This window comes from Polynucleobacter sp. 35-46-11 (assembly GCF_002281105.1).
Genome location: NZ_NCFJ01000055.1, coordinates 1 through 17,472 on the forward strand (window position 1 = coordinate 1; position 17,472 = coordinate 17,472).

The window sequence follows — 17,472 nt, forward strand, 5'->3', positions numbered from 1 at the left end:
ACGCGACTCGTAAATATTTAGCCCTTGTTAATAAAAACCGTATTTTTTCTATCCAAAATGAGCCAATTCGCGCGAATAGATAAAAAGAGGTCGACCAAAATATCAGATCGAAAACACACTTAATGAGCCCATTAACCACAGAGGAGAATTCAAATGAGCCAATTAAGTCATCTCAAACTAGTCGCAGTCAAAAAGCCCCGCAATATGCCTGCAATCGTTATCCGCAGGAATAAGCTAGGATCAAAATTGTGGGAGCAGATCCAGCTAGCTAAAAGTCAGCTGGATGGAACCCCATTTGTAGTCATGAAGTACAAGACCGTAAAGGATCGTGAAACAGGGATACGCAAACAAGTAGAAGTACCTAAGCGCATTAAGCCATGGTGGTTTCAAAGTGAAGAAGGGAAAGTCTGTGTCGCCGTGAAATATGGCAGCTGGACGCTGGAACTAGCTAAAGGCAAGCCCAGTGTTGAAGTAGCTAGCGGCGAAGCTTTAATTAAAGCCCTTGAATCTATTAAAGCAGCAGTAGAGGCGGGGGAGCTAGATGAGCAAATCGAGACAGCTAGTGCTGGGTTGAGAGGTGGGTTTAAGCGTTAGGTATCGGCAGTTTCTTTTTATGTGAACTAAGCTTTCTTTTGGATTCTAGGGAGATTACGCGAGACTTCAGGTTTTCTTTTACTGAATCGCCGGTTCTTAGCGCCAAAGCTAAAGTCCAGTGAAATGCCTTTATTGCTTGATCTACCTCTTTTTTGGTAATTGCGAGATCCTCAATCTTTTTTGGATGAGTAATTCTATTTCTTACTTCGATATTTGCAATTAGCGCATCCCACCCTTTGTTATTAAAACTTTTTTCATGAAGGGACTTGGTGTCTTTATCTACTATTTTCACAATAAGCTTGATACTTGTCTTTAAAGGAATAAGCATAGTTTTTTTCTGGACAACTCCATTTTCGTTTACTGAGTATGTCTCCTCTTTTAGGGCGGCAACCTCTAAATCAGAATACAGTTCCGGAAAACTTGTGGCTTGGTTTAATGCAATATTCTTTAAGTGAAAGATGATTCCCTCAATAGCAGCACCAATAGTTCTAATTGTTGATCTTCTTAAATGCTGTTCATCAGCGTTTCTCAAATCATTTAGACTTGAGGTCACATCTTTAATCAATACTTCAAAAGCGTGAATGTCTTTTGTGTCAGATGCTTGGCTTTGCATGCTTGTTCCCTTAGAGTCACATGGAAGAATAATATGTGCTAAATATCTATATGAAAAGATATAAGGCAACGGTAAATGCAGCAGGGATGTGGGTGGAAACTATTCTCTACGCCCAAAACCCGGCTCAGGCATATAAGCTGTTTCAAGCCATATTTGGTGCTAACAACGTGCCACATCAACCCCTGCAGATAGGTTAACTATGAGATTTGATGAAATTGCCCCGCAAAGGCCACTCAACCCAGAGCAAGCCAGGCTTAAATCAATGAAGGATCGTGTAAAGCGTGATCAGCAAGCAGTTAAGGCTGAGCGGGCTAGGCAGAAGATTAAGGCTGGACAGGTGGAGTTGGCCGCGGTTTAACTATTCCAGCATTTGCTTGGATCGCTGCTGCGCTCCCAAGTGAGTATGCCTTTTCGTAGTAGTACTCATTTTGATCGATAACGCCCGCTGGCACCCCATCTTCTAATGGAGGGATGCCAGGGATGGAAGATTTCTTAATTGACTGCCATCCATCAGTGAATCCTTGCTTCCATGCATCATGAATATCTTTAAATCTACTCATCGAACATTCCTTTTAAATAAATGCCTGATCAAAAATTTCAATAACAAACTTAAGATTCAAGGCTATCATCTTTGATTTGAAATTCAAGCAAATTTATTTTTTTCTCGAGTAAGCGAATTTCGCTAAATGCCATTCTTAAGCTTTGATTACTAATGTCATCTTCTTGACCCTTATCTTCGGGAATAACCATATCAATATCGCCACCTTTTTCAATAAAGGTCACGAGATCCCTTATAGAGACATCAAGAGCCTTAACTTTGTCTCCTTCGCCATTCTCTCTGATATTTAACTGCTCAATCATTTGCTTTTTAATTCCTTCTATACCGATTTTTTTCTCATCATCAGCTGATTTTTCGAGTTCTTGAGATATTTTTTCATTTGCGAGTTTAAGCCCTCTAATCTCCTCGGCTTTTTTTCGAATATCCAAAACTTTTTCAGCCACTTTAAGTGCCGAAAGAATAATGGTTGCAACAGTGGTAGCGATCAGTTGCGCTACAGCTAGTTCTAATATTATTGAGCCTTTACTTGCACCAATAATCTTTATATCTTCAGGAGAAGAATTGTGAGCCATAGCGATTCCTCTCCCTATGTCATACCACGTATCCCCCCATTTTTTAAAATCAGTAAGATTTTCTAATTGAGCATTTCCTTTGAATGTCACTCTCATTAATATTTGTCCATGAAGATCGACTTCAGAGGAGTCGATGCAATCACTCAAACCAGTTTCAATTTGATTTAATTTTGCAATTGCAGCATTAATTTTTTGAATGATTTCTTGGATTTTCTGCGCTGCAGTGGCTGTATCTATTGCGTTTTTGTATAAGATGTCTTCAACAGTACTAACTCCTGATTTCCCAATAAAGGGAAGAAGATCAATTTTTTCAAGGAACTGCAGCTGCTCCTTAGTTAAATTATCGGTATTAATTGTTAGAAGAGTATCAATTAGCTCATCCTTCTGAACTTCAAATGATTGTTTTGGTTGATTCGGCTGGGAATTGGTCTGAAGAACCGAAAGAAGTGCCCCATATTTTTGGGGGAGCTGGCGATCAATAATTTCACGTTTAATCCATTTGCTTAAGTCAATTAATTCCTGAATATTCATAAATTTCCTTATCATTTTTAAGATAATCTTCTCAGGTTTGGAGTTATTCGACAAGATAAGATCGCAAGCGTCCGGAAAAGTGACACTTAGACCTTCCCTGGGCAGCTTAAATCCACCCTAAATCCTTGTAATATGTAGAAAATACCTAAAAAATACATATATGCCATTACTTGAAATCTGGAAAGCCACTAAAGATTCAGTCCTAAAGATGAATCTTGAGACTATCGTCAAAATGGCGGGCGATGGCCAGCTCAAAGACGGTAGCGAAACATCCCTCGAATTTAGGCAATTTCTCACTGAGGTAGACAGCAAAAAACTTGCTGAATATGCCACTTACTGCACAGACCATGCCTTTACCAATAGCGGCCAGGTGCTTCAGGATGTCGTTAATGAGATTGGTGGAAGGCTTGGCTTCACAGCGGAAAACGGCCGATATCAAGGTGTTCGTAACGATATTGGCTATGACGGTATTTGGACATCTGGATCTGATTGTCTAGTCATAGAAGTTAAGACTACTAACGCTTACACAATTAAGTTAGATGTCATTGCTACTTATCGCGATCGATTGGCTGAGGCTGGCAGAGTTCCCCATGACTCGCCAATATTAATTGTGATTGGCAGAGACGAGACCGAATCGCTAGAAGCTCAGGTTAGGGGCTCTAAGCACGCCTGGACTATGAGGATTATTGGTATTGAAGCCTTGATTAAGCTCATGGAAGTGAACTTATCAACTTCAGGAAAAGAAGTTACAGAAAAGATTCATACCATTCTCAAGCCTATTGAATATACCCGTATAGATAAGATCGTTGATGTGATCTTTACTGCTGCCGAAGATAAAGACTTGGAGATTGACGGGGCAGGTGAGCCGCTGGATTATCAAGATAAGCCTGAGCAGAAAACTTACGCCACACCTCAAACTACCCCTAGAGAAATAATTGAGCAGAAGAAGCAGTTAGCCATTGAGGAATTGGGCCTCAAGTTAGACAAGGTTTTAGTTAAGAAAAAATATTCACTGTACTCAGATCAAAGAGGGGATGTCCATGCGGCAGTCGCTATATCCAAGCGATATGTTCGTTCTGAGGTTTTCTATTGGTATGCTTATCACGAGGTTCAGCGTCAATTCTTAAGCGAAGCTACTTCCGGATATATGCTTTTCGGAATGGTTGACTTGGATGTCAACTTCGCAGTCCCTTATGCCAAGCTGGAGGAGTTAAGGGAAAAGCTCAGCTCGACTGTTCGTGAAGATGGTCGTGAATACAAGCATATCTTCATCTATGTGGATGGCGACCAGTACACCATGCGTTTACGTGGTGGAGAAGAAATGGATTTGTCGTCTTTTAGGATTTAAGAGATTGTGGTTTCTTGAGATATAAAAATGAGTGATATGCAAAGTATTCAGGCTTCAATTTCCATACTTAAAGATGTGAAAGATTTAGTCGCTCCATCAAATCCCTGGATTCCTGTAATAGCTGCAGTTCTCGGAGCGCTTGCGGGCGGCATGGCACCACTAATTGTGAAGACTCTGGAATCTTCGAGAGATAGAAAAGCAAATCAACAGGCTGTTGCACATCAAATATATGCTGAGATTAGCGCCATCTTGGAGATTGTTAATCAAAGGAAATATTTGGATGAGCTTAAGAGGTTGAGGGACGTAATTTCGATTAATCCAACTTCAAGTTTCTATATGGTTCAAATCTCTGAGGCAATCGACCCTCTATATAAGGCCAACATCGATAAGTTGCCTTTGCTTGCTCCGGAGCTTCAGACCAAGATTGTTATGTTTTATAGATACTTAAATGCTTTGGTAGAGGATATTAAACCCGGCGGTACATTCAATACGGCTGGCGCAACCTGTAAGGGCATAGATCAATTCCTAGTTATTGCCGATCAAGCAATTCTTATTGGAAATCAAATTAAGGTTGAAATTGCCAAGCAATTCAAAATAGGTGATGAGTACCAATAGTCGCCAACGGTAAGCTGCGGTCACCCAGCGCAGTCTATCCCCACTCATTACGGGCTATAAGATTCCATCTTGTAGTTAACAGTTATCAGCACATTCCATTTAACCAAAAGAAAAGGGACCACTATTGCTAGTGAGGGTTTCTTAGTACTGGTGGGTCGGGCGAGATTCGAACTCGCGACCAACGGATTAAAAGTCCGCTGCTCTACCGACTGAGCTACCGACCCAGTAAGACAGAAATTATAGTAAAAGTCCGCTGCTCTACCGACTGAGCTACCGACCCAGTAAGACAGAAATTATAGCAAGAACTTGGTTGGGCTTCCCCAGGTTTGCCGACTTTCCCCTTTGCGCCTTGTAGTTACAAGAGTGCTACGCGTTTGCCCGTCTGGCAACCGGTGGATTTTTTGAGAAATAGTCCTTAATTCCCCTCAAAATTGCCTCGGCAATACGGTCTTGGTAGGCATCGTCATTCAGGCGAGCCTCTTCTTGGGGGTTACTAATAAAAGCGGTCTCTACCAGAATGGATGGGATATCAGGGGCCTTAAGAACGGCAAAGCTGGCTTGCTCAACTTTGGCTTTATGTAGGGGTGCAAACCCACTAATTTGTTTCAGAATCGATGTGCCCACTTGAAGTGAGTCTTTGATCTGGGCGGTGGTCGACATATCTAACAATAAGTTAGCGAGCTGCTTATCTTGCGTTTTAATATTGATGCCGCCAATGAGGTCGGAGGCATTTTCTTTATTGGCCATCCATCGCGCTGTTGTACTACTGGCACCCATTTGGGATAAGGCAAAGACTGAAGCGCCTTTTGCTCTTGGTTCAATAAAAGCATCTGCATGAATCGAGACAAATAAATCAGCTTCCACGCGCCGCGCTTTTTGCACTCTAGTATGAAGGGGTACAAAGTAGTCGCCATCCCTAGTCAGAAACGGGCGCATATAAGGATCGTTTTCAATCTTGTCGCGTAAGAGTTTAGCAATCGAGAGAACAACATGCTTTTCTTTGGATCCCATGGCACCAATGGCACCTGGATCTTCTCCACCGTGACCCGCATCGATTGCAATGGTAATGAGGCGCTTATGTTTTGCTGGGGCAGTGGGCTGCTTTACATCTGGAATCGCTTGCGCTACTGGCGCCCTTGGAGCCTCTTTTTCTTGCTTGCTTGCAAACTGCGCAATTAAGTCAATTTCTTCATTGGCTTTTTCTAGAGCGCTCTCTTTGCGGGCACTATTTTTGACCAATTCCATCAAAGGATCTGGTGGAGTCGCTGGATAGAGGTCGAGCACCATGCGGTATTGGTATTCCGCAATCGGGTCTAGTGTGAAGAGTTGAGGCTTGACAGGCTCCTTAAGATCAAACACCAAGCGCACCATGCCAGGCTGAAATTGACCTACCCGAATTTGAGAGACGTAAGGATCATTCGGTTTGACTTTGGCTACTAAGTCTTTCAGGGTGGAATTGAATTCCATGCCTTGAATATCGACTACTAAACGATCGGGGTTGGTGAGTAGTTGTTGAGTAATAGGAAGCGCTTTATCGGACTCCAGCGTGATACGCGTGTAATCCTCTGCAGGCCAAATACGTACACCCAAAATCTTGGCGCCCCAAGCAATCTCTGCCTCGCCAAAGAGGAGAATGAGTCCCAAAATCTTTGCTGAAGTTCTGAGGTGCCTTCTTCTATAGGAATTAATGGGGAGCTTACTCATCTCTGTTAGGGGTGCAATCTGTTTATAACGACTATCCCAAGCTCGGAGTTTGCTTTGAGTTCTATTTGTCTTTCTGACTCCTCTTCGCCGGCCACTAAGTGAATTTCAATATCAAAAGCGGGAAGGGTGCCCTGAGCTTTTTCTGGCCATTCCACCAAACAGAATCCAGGCTCATCAAAATGTTCTGCAAAACCTGCCTCTTGCCACTCCAGTGGATCCCTCATGCGGTAGAGGTCAAAGTGATGAGCGGTGATGCTTGCTGCAGTGTTTGGGTTGCTATCCTTGATTTGAATAGGGTAGGGCTCACACAAGGTGTAGGTCGGACTCTTCACTCGGCCTTCATATCCGAGGGCTTGTATTAGATGGCGGGCAAAAGTAGTCTTGCCAGCCCCAAGATCACCTTCTAGGGAGATGTTGAGGTGGGCGTTAGGATCCACTTGAAACAGCCGACTAAGACTGGAGGCAAGCTTTTGAGCCAAAGCGGTCGTATCGACTTCTTGCCTACAATGTTGAGTAAATGAATTCTGAGCCATTTGCCTAGTTTATTCAATTATTCAGCTACATTCTGTATTCCTAATGACTTCTTCCCAAATACCGAACTCTGTTGACCAGACCAATCTGCGTGAATGGCTGAATGATCAGTCTCGTCAATTGGGTTTTGATGGCTTGCGTATTACAGATACCCATCTTGGATCGGCCACGGAGAGACTTCATGAGTGGTTAGAGCAGGGTCGCCACGGTCAGATGGAATACATGGCCAGACATGCCGATTTGCGCTCTGATCCCAGCATGCTCGTTCCGGGGGCTGTCAGAGTCATTTGCGTCACTATGAATTACTTATCTCCCGCGATGGATTTTGATGGCGAGTGGCAGCGCTTGGCCGAGCCAACTCAAGCGGTGGTATCGATGTATGCGCGAGGGCGCGATTATCACAAGGTGATGCGCAATCGTTTGCAAGAATTTGCGCAGAGGATTGAAAAGCAGATTGGTTCATTTGGCTATCGTGTATTTACCGACTCAGCACCATTGATGGAAGTGGAGTTAGCTCGTAAGGCGGGCTTAGGTTGGCGAGGTAAGCACACGCTGTTGCTGAATCGTGAATCCGGGTCAACATTCTTTTTGGGTGAGATTTTGGTGGATGTTCCTCTACCAATAGATACAGAGGAAGAGGCGCATTGTGGCACTTGCCAATCTTGTATTGATATATGTCCTACGCAAGCCATTACGGCGCCGTACCAATTAGACGCGCGACGCTGCATCTCTTATTTAACGATTGAAAATCCAGATGCCATTCCGGTGGAGTTTCGGAGGGCGATGGGCAATCGTGTTTATGGATGTGATGATTGTCAATTGATTTGTCCTTGGAATAAGTTTGCGCAACGCACGGCCTTGCCCGATTTTGCTGAGCGACATGGGCTTGGTAGAGCAAGCCTCTTGCAACTTTGGTCTTGGACCGAAGATGAATTTGAGAAGCGCCATGAGGGTAGCGCTATTCGCCGAATTGGCTATTCACGCTGGCGCAGAAACTTGGCTGTAGCGATGGGTAATGCTTTGGCTGATAGTAGCGTGCCCGAGGTAGATAAGGGCCCGATCCGTGAGGACTTATCAAGTGCCTTGCCTGCGGCTGATGCGCTAGTGGCTGAGCATATTCAGTGGGCGCTCGACTTGTGAATCTATTCAGTAAAGCTTGATCTCATCTCACTTACAATCATCCCATGTCATCTGCCGACCAACCGTTTATAGACCCTAGTGAAATTGCTCTAGAGGCTTCGGTAGCGCAGCGCTTTAAAAGCCGTAGGGATGCTTTTTGGGCTGGTATTCGGGATGCATCAGGGGCGCCAGCCATGGTTTTATTTGCAGGTATGGTGGGATTTGGGGCGATGGGTAAAACCAATGGCATGGATGCTTGGTTTACTGGAGCCACCAGTTTCTTTATGTTTGCGTTACCTGGTCAGGTAGTTTTATTGGAGATGGCGATTACTGGATCATCGGTGATTGCAATAGCTTTGGCGGTGACTTTAACGTCCACGCGCTTTATCACTATGACGGTGACACTCTTTCCTCAGCTTCATGAAAAAGATCGTAATCACAGTCTTTACGCTTCCGTTCATCTTTTAGCAATGACTGCATGGGCAATCTCTATGCGCGAGTTTCAGACTATCGAAGCTAAGCATCGATCTAGCTATTTCATCGGTCTTGGCTTGCTATGTTGGTTGATCTCTGTGCCGGGCACTATTTTGGGTTATTTTCTGGCGGGCATGGTGCCACCGGCAATCACCTTGGGTTTGGTATTCATCAACCCTTTATTCTTTTTGCTCACGTTTACTGAAGTAGGCCCTTGGATTAATCGCATTGCTATCGGATTGGGATTTATTCTCGGGCCATTTTTCTTTATTTTGGATCGCGATACAAGCTTGCTGACTACCGGCTTAGTGGCGGGAACTGTTGCCTACTTATTCGATCGCAAAGTATTGCGTAAGAAAGCGGGGGTAATAGGTTAATGAATGCCGCTCTTCAAGGTTGGGGTTTATGGATTGCCTTAGCTGGCGCCACAATCGGCACATACTTTTGCCGAGCAATTGGCGTTTTACTCGCCAAAAAAATTAATCAAGAAAGCGAAATCTTTCGTTGGCTTGCAGCGGTAACTTATGCGATGGTTGCCGCTCTGGTTGTCAGAATGGTTTTGATGCCCATTGGCCTCTTGGCAACCGTCCCTGTATGGATTCGGATTCTGATTTGCGTTCTCAGTATTGGCGTGATGGTTTCTAAGCCAACACGCCGCCTCGTTCCAGCCTTATTGACTGGAACACTGTTGATGCTCGCTTACGGCGTGATGCGCTAAGTAAACCATTCAATAGATTAGAGATGGGCCGCCAAAATTTTGGCAATATGTACAGCCTCTCTTTGCGTGCCATCAGCAATCTGATGGCGACAGCTTGTCCCATCCGCAACCACCCAACTATCTGGCGCTTTACGAATTGCTGGCAAGAGGCTTGCTTCTGCCATTTGTTTTGACACTTCAATGTGCTCAGCTTCATAACCAAAGCTACCTGCCATGCCGCAACAGGATGATTCGATCAGCTTGGGTTCTGCATTGGGGATGAGTTTCAGAAGCTCCAGCGCTGGTGTGACGGCTGCAAATGATTTTTGATGGCAATGCCCATGAAATAGTACTGGGCGCGATGCTGGTTTTAATTGCAACTGGAGCTTGCCACTTTTTGCTTCGCTAGCCAGGAACTCCTCTAAGAGTTGCACATGCTTGCTTACAGTAACTGCACGCTCACCAAAGCCCATGACTAAAGCCTCATCCTTTAGCGTGAAAAGACACGAAGGCTCAAGACCAATAATCGGGACCCCTTTTTCTGCAAATGGAGCTAAATGATTCACTAATTCATCTAAGCTGGCTTTAGCTTTATCAACCATGCCTGCTGCCAGATAAGTGCGACCACAACAAAATTCTTTAGAGCAGGTGTTGCTCGAGGCTGCTTGTGATTCTTGTTTTACTAAGCTCTTTTGTGGAATATGAACGCGATAGCCAGCAGCCTTCAGAACAGCTAGTGCAGCCTGCAAGTTTTCATCTTCAAAGTAGGCATTGAAGGTATCGGCTAAAAGTACCACACCCTGATGACCGTTTGCATCTGCTGTACTGAGTTCTGCTGGCGTAAATTGGTATGGTGTGAGCTTGCTTTTCTCGCTCCAGAATGTTTTGGCTTTCCAGGTTGGCAAACTTCTTTGTGCAGAAATACCCATCACCCATTCTTGTACTTTAGCAATCGGAGTAATGTGATTTCGCAAGTTAAGTAGCGCAGGCAAACCAGGAATGCTGCTAATGATAGGTGCATATTTCGGTAAATAGGCTACGGCTAGATCTCGTAATGAGTGCCCAACCCGTTTTTTGTATGCTGATAAAAACTCAATCTTCATCTTCGCCATATCAACGCCAGTAGGACATTCACGGCGACAGGCCTTGCAGCTGACACAGAGCTCCATCACTTCTTTAATAGCATCACTACCAAGAGGTGAACTTTCGTCTTTAATATCCAGTTGATTGGAAAGTGCGAGACGTAAAGTGTTAGCGCGACCACGAGTGAGATGCTTTTCATCGCGAGTCACACGATAACTTGGGCACATCACTTCCGCATCAAACTTGCGACAGTGACCATTGTTATTGCACATCTCTACTGCTTTAGCTAAGCCCATTGCAGGGTCGCCACCAGTGCCGGGAGCGCTGGTCTCTTCAGTGACAGGATTATTTTGTACATTCCAAGCGGACCAATCTAAAGCAGGTTGCAGTGGAATGACCTTGTAGCTTGGTGGAAAGCGGAAATTGCTTGCATCATCCATCTTGGGTGGATCAACAATCTTGCCGGGATTAAATAATCCATTTGGATCAAACCCATGTTTAATTTCTGCAAGCGCTTCAGTAATCTTGGGTCCAAATTGCCAGGAGATCCACTCTCCGCGACAAAGTCCATCACCATGTTCGCCACTATAGGCGCCTTTGTACTTACGCACCAATGCAGATGCCTCTTCAGCAACCGCACGCATTTTTTGTGCGCCATCACGGCGCATATCTAGGATAGGGCGTACATGGAGGGTGCCTACTGAAGCATGCGCATACCAAGTACCGCGTGAACCGTATTTAGCAAATACGTCTGTGAGTGCTTGGGTATATTCAGCAAGACTCTCTAGTGGGACTGCGCAGTCTTCGATAAAGCTGACTGGCTTGCCATCGCCCTTCAAGCTCATCATGATATTTAGACCAGCCTTACGCACCTCCCATAAATTCTTTTGCAAACTAGCATCAGGCATAGCCACTACCGAGCCTGGTAGACCTAGGTCACCCATCAAACTCTGCAACGATTTTAATTTCTCGAGCAAGGGGGCGTGCGCTTCGCCGGAGAACTCCACTAATAGGATTGCTTCAGGAGTGGGGCCGCTAGCATCAATGAGGGCAGTCTCAATGGTTTTCTTAAAGCTCGGGTTGTGGCGCGCTAAGTCAATCATCGTGCGATCAACTAACTCAACGGCAGTGGGCCCAAGCTTGACGATATGTTGCGCACTATCCATCGCCTTGAAGAAGCTTACAAAGTTCACTACCCCAAGTACTTTATGTTGTGGCAAAGGCGCTAACTTCAGTTCAAGTGATTTGAAATAAGCCAAGGTACCTTCGCTACCAACTAGTAGATGCGCTAAATTGACGCTACCGTCCTGGGTATATGGACGCTCGCTTTGTGGATGAAAGACATCGAGATTGTATCCAGCTACACGACGTAATACCTTGGGGAAATGTGCTTCGATTTCTGGTTGGAGGGTATTGGCAAGACCTTTTACAAAATCACCAAGTTGTTTTGCGGCGCCAGAACTATTGGCGTAATTTCCAAAGCTAGCCACTTGTCCATTTGCTAGCCAAGCATCAATTCCTAAAACGTTGTGCACCATGTTTCCATAGGCAATAGAGCGACTTCCGCAAGAGTTATTACCGGCCATGCCACCAATCGTTGCCTGACCAGCAGTGGAGACATCTACCGGGTACCAGAGGCCATGGGGTTTGAGTGCAGCATTCAGGTGGTCTAAAACAATGCCAGGCTCAACCACTGCGGTTGCTTTTTCTGGATCAGCATGCAAGAGTTTGCGAAAGTATTTTGTATTGTCGATCACGAGTGCTGTGCCAGTGGTTTGCCCGCACTGACTAGTACCACCTCCGCGTGGCAACACTGGAACCCCTAGATCAGCTGCAATCTGAATAGCAGTTGCAATATCTTCGGCTGTTTTAGGAACAAAGACAGCCACAGGCATTGCTTGATAAATTGAAGCATCTGTTGCGTAGCGTCCACGACTAGCTATGTCTGTCATGACTTCACCAGAGGTTTCTTGCCTGAGGCGCTTGGCTAACTCTGCCTTATTGGCAACGAAGTCTGGAAGTGGTAAATCGAGTGGCTTGTTCATGCCGCAACTTTCTGTTTGGATTCTGAGTCAACTAATTGAATAACAACATCACGTTTATTCATGACGTGTTGCATCATGACTTTGCGCATGCGCACGCTGTCACGTGCCTTTAATGCATCTAACATTTCCTGGTGCTCGACAACAGCTTTTTCCCATTTCACGCCATCTTGATTCGAGCGAAAGCGCAGTGCCTCAATGCGGGCATTGACCTGGGTAAACAGCTGACTTAAGACGGGATTGTTTGCCGCTTGATTAATGGCTTGGTGAATCTTGAGATTCAGTCGGTAGTAGCTTGAGAGATCTCTGCGAGCATACGAGGCCATCATTTCATATTGGAGAGCTTCAAGCTCAATGAGCGCTTGATCGTTTATGTTTTGTGCTGCTAACTCTCCAGAGTAGCCCTCTAAATTCGCAATCACATCAAAGGTGTGCAGGATGTCATCTCGGCTGAGTTGCACTGCAATTGCTCCGCGGTTTGCAATCAGCTCAACTAAGCCATCAGCGGCTAAGCGTCGAATTGCCTCGCGAATAGGGGTGCGTGACACGTTGAGCTGCTCTGCCAACTCCCGTTCATTGAGTTTGCTTCCCGGCGTAATGGCGCCCTCCACTAATAAAGCTCTGAGCTTTAGGAAGGTAGCTTCATGCAAGTTTTGCGTATTTGCGGGCGTTGTGAGCATCATTGGAAATGCCTTAATTTTGTATACATATTTACTATAACCTATCAATAGCTATAAAAAAAACTGTAAATAGCTTAATTTTTACTTATTGTATAAATATTTTGCATACAAAATTGTAAATTAGAAAAAAGTGCCTTACACTGGCTTGCAAGATTAACTACAAAAACCAAGTGAGACACAGCATGCTAAAACTAGATAACCACCTCTCAGGTCGTCATTTCTTACATATCCCTGGACCAAGCCCAGTGCCATCACGCATTCTGCGGGCAATTAGCTATCAAACCATTGATCATCGTGGACCAGAATTTGGTCAATTCGGCCTTAAGGTTTTGGATGGCATTAAAAAGATTTTTAAGACCGAGCAACCAGTCATTATTTACTCAGCTTCTGGAACAGGTTCTTGGGAAGGCGCTTTGGTCAACGTGATGAATCCGGGCGACAAGGTGCTTTTTTATGAAACTGGTCAGTTTGCTAACTTATGGCGTGCCCTAGGCAAGCGTCTGGGCTTAGAGGTTGAGGTGGTAACGAAGCCTGGCCAAGATACTTGGCGTTGGGGTGTTGATGCTTCAGTCATCGAAGAGCGTTTACGCAAAGACACAGGACACGAAATCAAAGCAGTTTGTGTGGTCCATAACGAAACCTCCACCGGCGTTACTTCCAATATTGCTGCGGTTCGTAAGGCGATCGATTCTCTCAAGCACCCAGCCCTGCTCTTGGTTGACACCGTTTCTGGCTTAGGTTCTGCGGACTATGAGCATGACAAATGGGGTGCTGACGTGACCGTGTCTGGCTCACAAAAAGGCTTGATGCTGCCTCCAGGAATTGGCTTTAATGCTTTGTCTGCAAGGGCGATTGAAGTCAGCAAAACAAACAAGATGTCCAAGGCCTATTGGGCTTGGGATGAGATCTTGGAGTCCAATAAAACAGGTTACTGGCCAACGACGCCGAGCACGAATTTAATGTACGGCTTGCATGAAGCTATCGACATGATCATGGCTGAAGGTCTGGACACGATCTTTGCCCGTCATCAACGTTTGGCGGCAGCTTGCCGTGAAGCGGTTAATGCGTGGGGCTTAGAAATCCAGTGTCAAGATAAAGATTGCCATTCTCCAGTGCTCACTTGTATTGCTACACCAGAAGGTATGGATGCGGATATTCTGCGTAAGCATGCTCTGGAGAAGTTCAATTTATCTCTCGGTACAGGACTTGGAAAAATTAAAGGTAAAGCCTTCCGCATCGGTCATTTAGGTGATTGCAATGAGCTCAGTCTGATGGCTGCACTTAGTGGAGTAGAGATGAGTTTGGGTTCGATGGGCTATAAGCCTAAGGCCAGCGGTGTGGTTGCTGCCCAAGAATTTCTACAATAATCAGTAAGTTGGGTGTCAATGGGGTGTCGGCTGGTGGATTAATTGGCCTACACCCCTTATAATTCAAGTACTTATATAGATAGTACTTTCATCAAATAAAACATATTCGAGACAGAAAGATTTCACATGTTGGCAACTAAACCTTATTTAACTCAGGCTGATGTTCAAAAGATTTTGACTGCGGCTGATCAGCATGCAGCTAAAAATAATTGGGCGGTAACGATTGCTGTTTGTGATGATGGCGGCCACTTGTTGGGTTTAGCCCGTCGTGATGGTTGTGCACCTGTCTCTGCTTACATTGCTCAAGAAAAAGCGCGTACTGCTGCAATGGGTAAACGTGAGAGCCGTGTATATGAAGAGATTATTAATAACGGACGTATCTCATTTTTATCTGCCCCGCATATTTCGGGCATGTTAGAAGGTGGCGTCAATATCGAGGTAAATGGGTTTACCATCGGCGCAGTCGGCGTTTCCGGCGTTAAATCGACTGAGGATGCCGAAACCGCGAAGGCCGGCATTGCAGCCATTCTGTAAGTTACCTTGACAAATACTGTTCCTGAAATAAATTCCCCTACCGGCGCTACTGAGAGTAGCGCCACCCCAGCAACAATTACCTTTGCTGACTTTGGCTTAGATCCAAAGATTCAAAAAGCGGTATCTGAGCAGGGTTACAACACCCCGGTATCTGAGCAGGGTTACAACACCCCAACTCCGATTCAAGCGCAAGCCATTCCGCACGTATTGGCAGGCAGTGATTTGATGGGCGCGGCCCAAACGGGTACCGGTAAGACAGCCGCTTTTGTGTTGCCAATTATTCAAAAGATTCTGCGTCATGCGAGCAGCAGTGCCTCGCCTGCTCGTCATCCAATCCGTGCTTTGGTATTAACACCAACGCGTGAGTTGGCTGTTCAGGTTGCCGAGAACGCAGCGAGCTATTCTAAGCACACTGATTTACGTGCTGCCGTGGTTTACGGTGGCGTGGATATGAAAGAGCAAGTTGCCACATTGCGTGGTGGTGTCGAGATTTTGATTGCTACCCCAGGACGCTTGCTGGATCACATTGGCTCAAAGGTAGCCAATCTCTCTCAAGTAGAAATTCTGGTGTTAGATGAAGCGGACCGTATGCTCGATATGGGCTTCTTGCCTGACTTACAGCGCATCATTGATTTGATTCCAGCGCAGCGCCAAACACTCTTGTTCTCAGCCACGTTCTCGCCTGAGATTAAAAAGTTAGCGCAGAGTTATTTGCGTACTCCAGTTACTGTGGAGGTGGCACGTCAAAACGCTGCGGCAGATACGGTGAAGCAAGTAGTGCATATGGTGTCTAGTGCCGACAAGCAACGCGCGATTGTGAAAGTGCTTGAAGCGCGTACTCGTCAAGGCTTATCTCGTCAGTGCATCATTTTTACTAATAGCCGTTTAGGTTGTGCTCGATTAGCGCGTTCATTAGAGCGTGATGGCATTAAAGCGGGCGCGATTCATGGAGACAAGAGTCAGGGTGAGCGCACTCTTACTTTAGATGCATTTAAGTCTGGAGCGATTGAAGCCTTAGTTGCAACTGACGTAGCTGCTCGCGGTTTAGATATTCCGTCAATGCCTTGTGTGATTAATCACGAGTTGCCGTTTAATGCCGAAGACTTCATTCACCGCATCGGTCGTACGGGTCGTGCAGGTAGTAAGGGCGATGCGATTGCATTGGTCGATGCCAGTGAAAAACGTTTGCTCGACGATATTGAAAAGTTGATGAAGCGGAAGTTAGATATTCAGCCATTGCCTGAGGGCGCTCCTAGCTTTAGTCCAGCGCCTAGTAGAAGCTCCTCGAGATCAGATGCTCCAGCAAAAATGTCAGACCCATTTTTCTATAAACCTTATGAGCCTAGCGCTGTGACACAGTCGAACACTAGTACCTCAAATAGTGATGAGAAAAAAGTCGGTATCACGCCTGCAAGACCAGCTGTCGGCGCTTTGCTCGGCGGCTTTAAGAAGAAATAATTTTTCTATCCCAAGCCTGAGTGGCTGCTAAGAGCCACTCAGCGATCGAAATCTCTTTTCCACTCGGAAGATCTCTCAGTCCTAAATGCTCTGCAGCTTTACGTAATTCTTGTAAAGCTTGCTGCGCATTATCAGTATGAATAGCGCTCGCTAAAGTTTGCTTGCTGAGCTTTTCGCCATGCTCATCCAGTACTAAGGGTAAATGCAAGTAGTTCGGGGTTGTATACCCTAAAACGTGTTGAAGATGAATTTGTCGTGCCGTGTTGCTCAGTAAATCTACGCCACGCACAATGTGAGTAATTCCTTGTTCTGCATCATCTACTACTACCGCGAGTTGATAGGTGAATACGCCATCTCGACGACGCAGTACAAAATCTCCCACTTCTCGATTGAGATCCTGACTTTGATTGCCCAGTGCCAGATCTTCAAAATGAAGGCTGAGGCCTGGGGGAAGGGTAAGTCTCCAAGCTACCCCATCCAAGAGGACGCTTTCATCCTTGTATGCGGGGATTTCTTGGGGACGGCAGGTGCCCGGGTAAACCATTTCTTGATTGCGGGCGGTAATCACGCCTTGAGCTTCTAGAGCGCTTGCGATGCTTTGTCGGGAACAGGTGCAGGGATAGACGGTTTGGAGCCCATTTAAGCGCTCTAGAGCTTGTTTATAGCGATCTTGGTGCTTGGATTGCCATGTGGGCTCCTCATCCCAGCTAAGCCCGCAGGCAAGCAATTGACGCATGATTTCTTGGTCAGCTCCCGGAATGCAGCGGGGGGTGTCTAAATCCTCAATTCGGAGTAGCCATTTCCCTTGATTTTTTCGGGCATCTAACCAGCTTCCCAGGGCCGCAACGAGCGATCCCGCATGCAGCGGGCCAGTAGGCGAGGGGGCAAATCGCCCGCGATAGCCGTCGGCTGGGGGTGAGGGGTTTTTCAAGTTCGGCACAGCTAAAATGA

Annotated in this window: 18 protein-coding genes and 1 tRNA gene; 10 read left to right on the forward strand and 9 right to left on the reverse strand. The window is 45.7% G+C overall.

What is annotated here, in order from left to right:
- Window positions 1–153 precede the first annotated feature (153 nt).
- Entirely contained in the window at window positions 154–594 is a 441-nt protein-coding gene (locus B7Y67_RS06330) for a DUF6641 family protein (protein WP_293597913.1), read from the forward strand.
- Here B7Y67_RS06330 and B7Y67_RS06335 read toward each other — a convergent pair.
- A complete protein-coding gene (locus tag B7Y67_RS06335; RefSeq protein WP_293597914.1) occupies window positions 584–1,207 on the reverse strand; it encodes a hypothetical protein in 624 nt (207 codons plus the stop codon). The two genes, B7Y67_RS06330 and B7Y67_RS06335, sit on opposite strands and share 11 nt — an antisense overlap.
- 199 nt (window positions 1,208–1,406) lie before the next feature.
- On the opposite strand from B7Y67_RS06335, the gene B7Y67_RS06340 reads away from it, so the two are divergent.
- Entirely contained in the window at window positions 1,407–1,565 is a 159-nt protein-coding gene (locus tag B7Y67_RS06340) for a hypothetical protein (RefSeq protein ID WP_293597915.1), read from the forward strand.
- On the opposite strand, the gene B7Y67_RS06345 is transcribed toward B7Y67_RS06340, so the two are convergent.
- Together B7Y67_RS06345 and B7Y67_RS06350 are read right to left on the reverse strand one after the other, a co-directional pair.
- Complete coding sequence (locus B7Y67_RS06345) at window positions 1,531–1,767, reverse strand: hypothetical protein (protein WP_293597916.1); 237 nt, start codon at window positions 1,765–1,767, stop codon at window positions 1,531–1,533. The two genes, B7Y67_RS06340 and B7Y67_RS06345, sit on opposite strands and share 35 nt — an antisense overlap.
- Before the next feature lie 49 nt (window positions 1,768–1,816).
- Window positions 1,817–2,869: a hypothetical protein gene (locus B7Y67_RS06350; RefSeq protein ID WP_293597917.1), complete on the reverse strand. Its 1,053-nt coding sequence runs from the start codon at window positions 2,867–2,869 to the stop codon at window positions 1,817–1,819.
- A gap of 160 nt (window positions 2,870–3,029) precedes the next feature.
- Here B7Y67_RS06350 and B7Y67_RS06355 point away from each other — a divergent pair, with 160 nt between their 5' ends.
- Both B7Y67_RS06355 and B7Y67_RS06360 read left to right on the forward strand, forming a co-directional pair.
- Window positions 3,030–4,217, forward strand: coding sequence for a hypothetical protein (locus B7Y67_RS06355; protein ID WP_293597918.1), 1,188 nt, complete (start codon window positions 3,030–3,032; stop codon window positions 4,215–4,217).
- Window positions 4,218–4,244: 27 nt separating this feature from the next.
- Window positions 4,245–4,832, forward strand: coding sequence for a hypothetical protein (locus B7Y67_RS06360; protein WP_293597919.1), 588 nt, complete (start codon window positions 4,245–4,247; stop codon window positions 4,830–4,832).
- Between the two features lie 148 nt (window positions 4,833–4,980).
- On the opposite strand, the gene B7Y67_RS06365 is transcribed toward B7Y67_RS06360, so the two are convergent.
- From B7Y67_RS06365 to tsaE, 3 genes are all read right to left on the reverse strand, one after another.
- A tRNA-Lys gene (locus B7Y67_RS06365) sits at window positions 4,981–5,056 on the reverse strand.
- A gap of 142 nt (window positions 5,057–5,198) precedes the next feature.
- Complete coding sequence (locus tag B7Y67_RS06370) at window positions 5,199–6,536, reverse strand: N-acetylmuramoyl-L-alanine amidase (RefSeq protein ID WP_293597920.1); 1,338 nt, start codon at window positions 6,534–6,536, stop codon at window positions 5,199–5,201.
- Between the two features lie 5 nt (window positions 6,537–6,541).
- Window positions 6,542–7,069, reverse strand: coding sequence for a tRNA (adenosine(37)-N6)-threonylcarbamoyltransferase complex ATPase subunit type 1 TsaE (gene tsaE, locus B7Y67_RS06375; protein WP_293597921.1), 528 nt, complete (start codon window positions 7,067–7,069; stop codon window positions 6,542–6,544).
- A 43-nt stretch (window positions 7,070–7,112) separates the two neighbouring features.
- Here tsaE and queG point away from each other — a divergent pair, with 43 nt between their 5' ends.
- From queG to B7Y67_RS06390, 3 genes are read left to right on the forward strand one after another with little or no spacing between them, the layout of a single operon-like run.
- Window positions 7,113–8,207 (forward strand): tRNA epoxyqueuosine(34) reductase QueG, encoded by a 1,095-nt coding sequence (queG, locus tag B7Y67_RS06380; RefSeq protein WP_293597922.1) that lies wholly within the window; start codon window positions 7,113–7,115, stop codon window positions 8,205–8,207.
- A 44-nt stretch (window positions 8,208–8,251) separates the two neighbouring features.
- Window positions 8,252–9,037, forward strand: coding sequence for an AzlC family ABC transporter permease (locus B7Y67_RS06385; protein WP_293597923.1), 786 nt, complete (start codon window positions 8,252–8,254; stop codon window positions 9,035–9,037).
- Window positions 9,037–9,378, forward strand: a complete 342-nt coding sequence (locus tag B7Y67_RS06390) for an AzlD domain-containing protein (protein WP_293597924.1) — start codon at window positions 9,037–9,039, stop codon at window positions 9,376–9,378. The genes B7Y67_RS06385 and B7Y67_RS06390 overlap by 1 nt, the downstream gene beginning before the upstream one ends.
- 17 nt (window positions 9,379–9,395) lie before the next feature.
- Here the strand turns inward: B7Y67_RS06390 and B7Y67_RS06395 are convergent, their stop codons facing one another.
- Both B7Y67_RS06395 and B7Y67_RS06400 read right to left on the reverse strand, forming a co-directional pair.
- Window positions 9,396–12,485, reverse strand: coding sequence for an FAD-binding and (Fe-S)-binding domain-containing protein (locus tag B7Y67_RS06395; protein WP_293597925.1), 3,090 nt, complete (start codon window positions 12,483–12,485; stop codon window positions 9,396–9,398).
- Window positions 12,482–13,165, reverse strand: coding sequence for a GntR family transcriptional regulator (locus tag B7Y67_RS06400; protein ID WP_293597926.1), 684 nt, complete (start codon window positions 13,163–13,165; stop codon window positions 12,482–12,484). Before B7Y67_RS06400 ends, B7Y67_RS06395 begins: the two co-directional genes overlap by 4 nt.
- Window positions 13,166–13,344: 179 nt before the next feature.
- On the opposite strand from B7Y67_RS06400, the gene B7Y67_RS06405 reads away from it, so the two are divergent.
- The 3 genes from B7Y67_RS06405 to B7Y67_RS06415 all read left to right on the forward strand — a co-directional run bounded on the left by B7Y67_RS06405 (window position 13,345) and on the right by B7Y67_RS06415 (window position 16,521).
- Window positions 13,345–14,529, forward strand: coding sequence for an aminotransferase class V-fold PLP-dependent enzyme (locus tag B7Y67_RS06405; RefSeq protein WP_293597927.1), 1,185 nt, complete (start codon window positions 13,345–13,347; stop codon window positions 14,527–14,529).
- Between the two features lie 126 nt (window positions 14,530–14,655).
- Window positions 14,656–15,063, forward strand: a complete 408-nt coding sequence (locus B7Y67_RS06410) for a heme-binding protein (RefSeq protein ID WP_293597928.1) — start codon at window positions 14,656–14,658, stop codon at window positions 15,061–15,063.
- A gap of 6 nt (window positions 15,064–15,069) precedes the next feature.
- On the forward strand, window positions 15,070–16,521 hold the full coding sequence (locus tag B7Y67_RS06415) for a DEAD/DEAH box helicase (protein WP_293597929.1): 1,452 nt from the start codon (window positions 15,070–15,072) through the stop codon (window positions 16,519–16,521).
- Here B7Y67_RS06415 and gluQRS read toward each other — a convergent pair.
- Window positions 16,508–17,461: a tRNA glutamyl-Q(34) synthetase GluQRS gene (gene gluQRS / locus B7Y67_RS06420; protein WP_363926682.1), complete on the reverse strand. Its 954-nt coding sequence runs from the start codon at window positions 17,459–17,461 to the stop codon at window positions 16,508–16,510. The two genes, B7Y67_RS06415 and gluQRS, sit on opposite strands and share 14 nt — an antisense overlap.
- Window positions 17,462–17,472 lie beyond the last annotated feature (11 nt).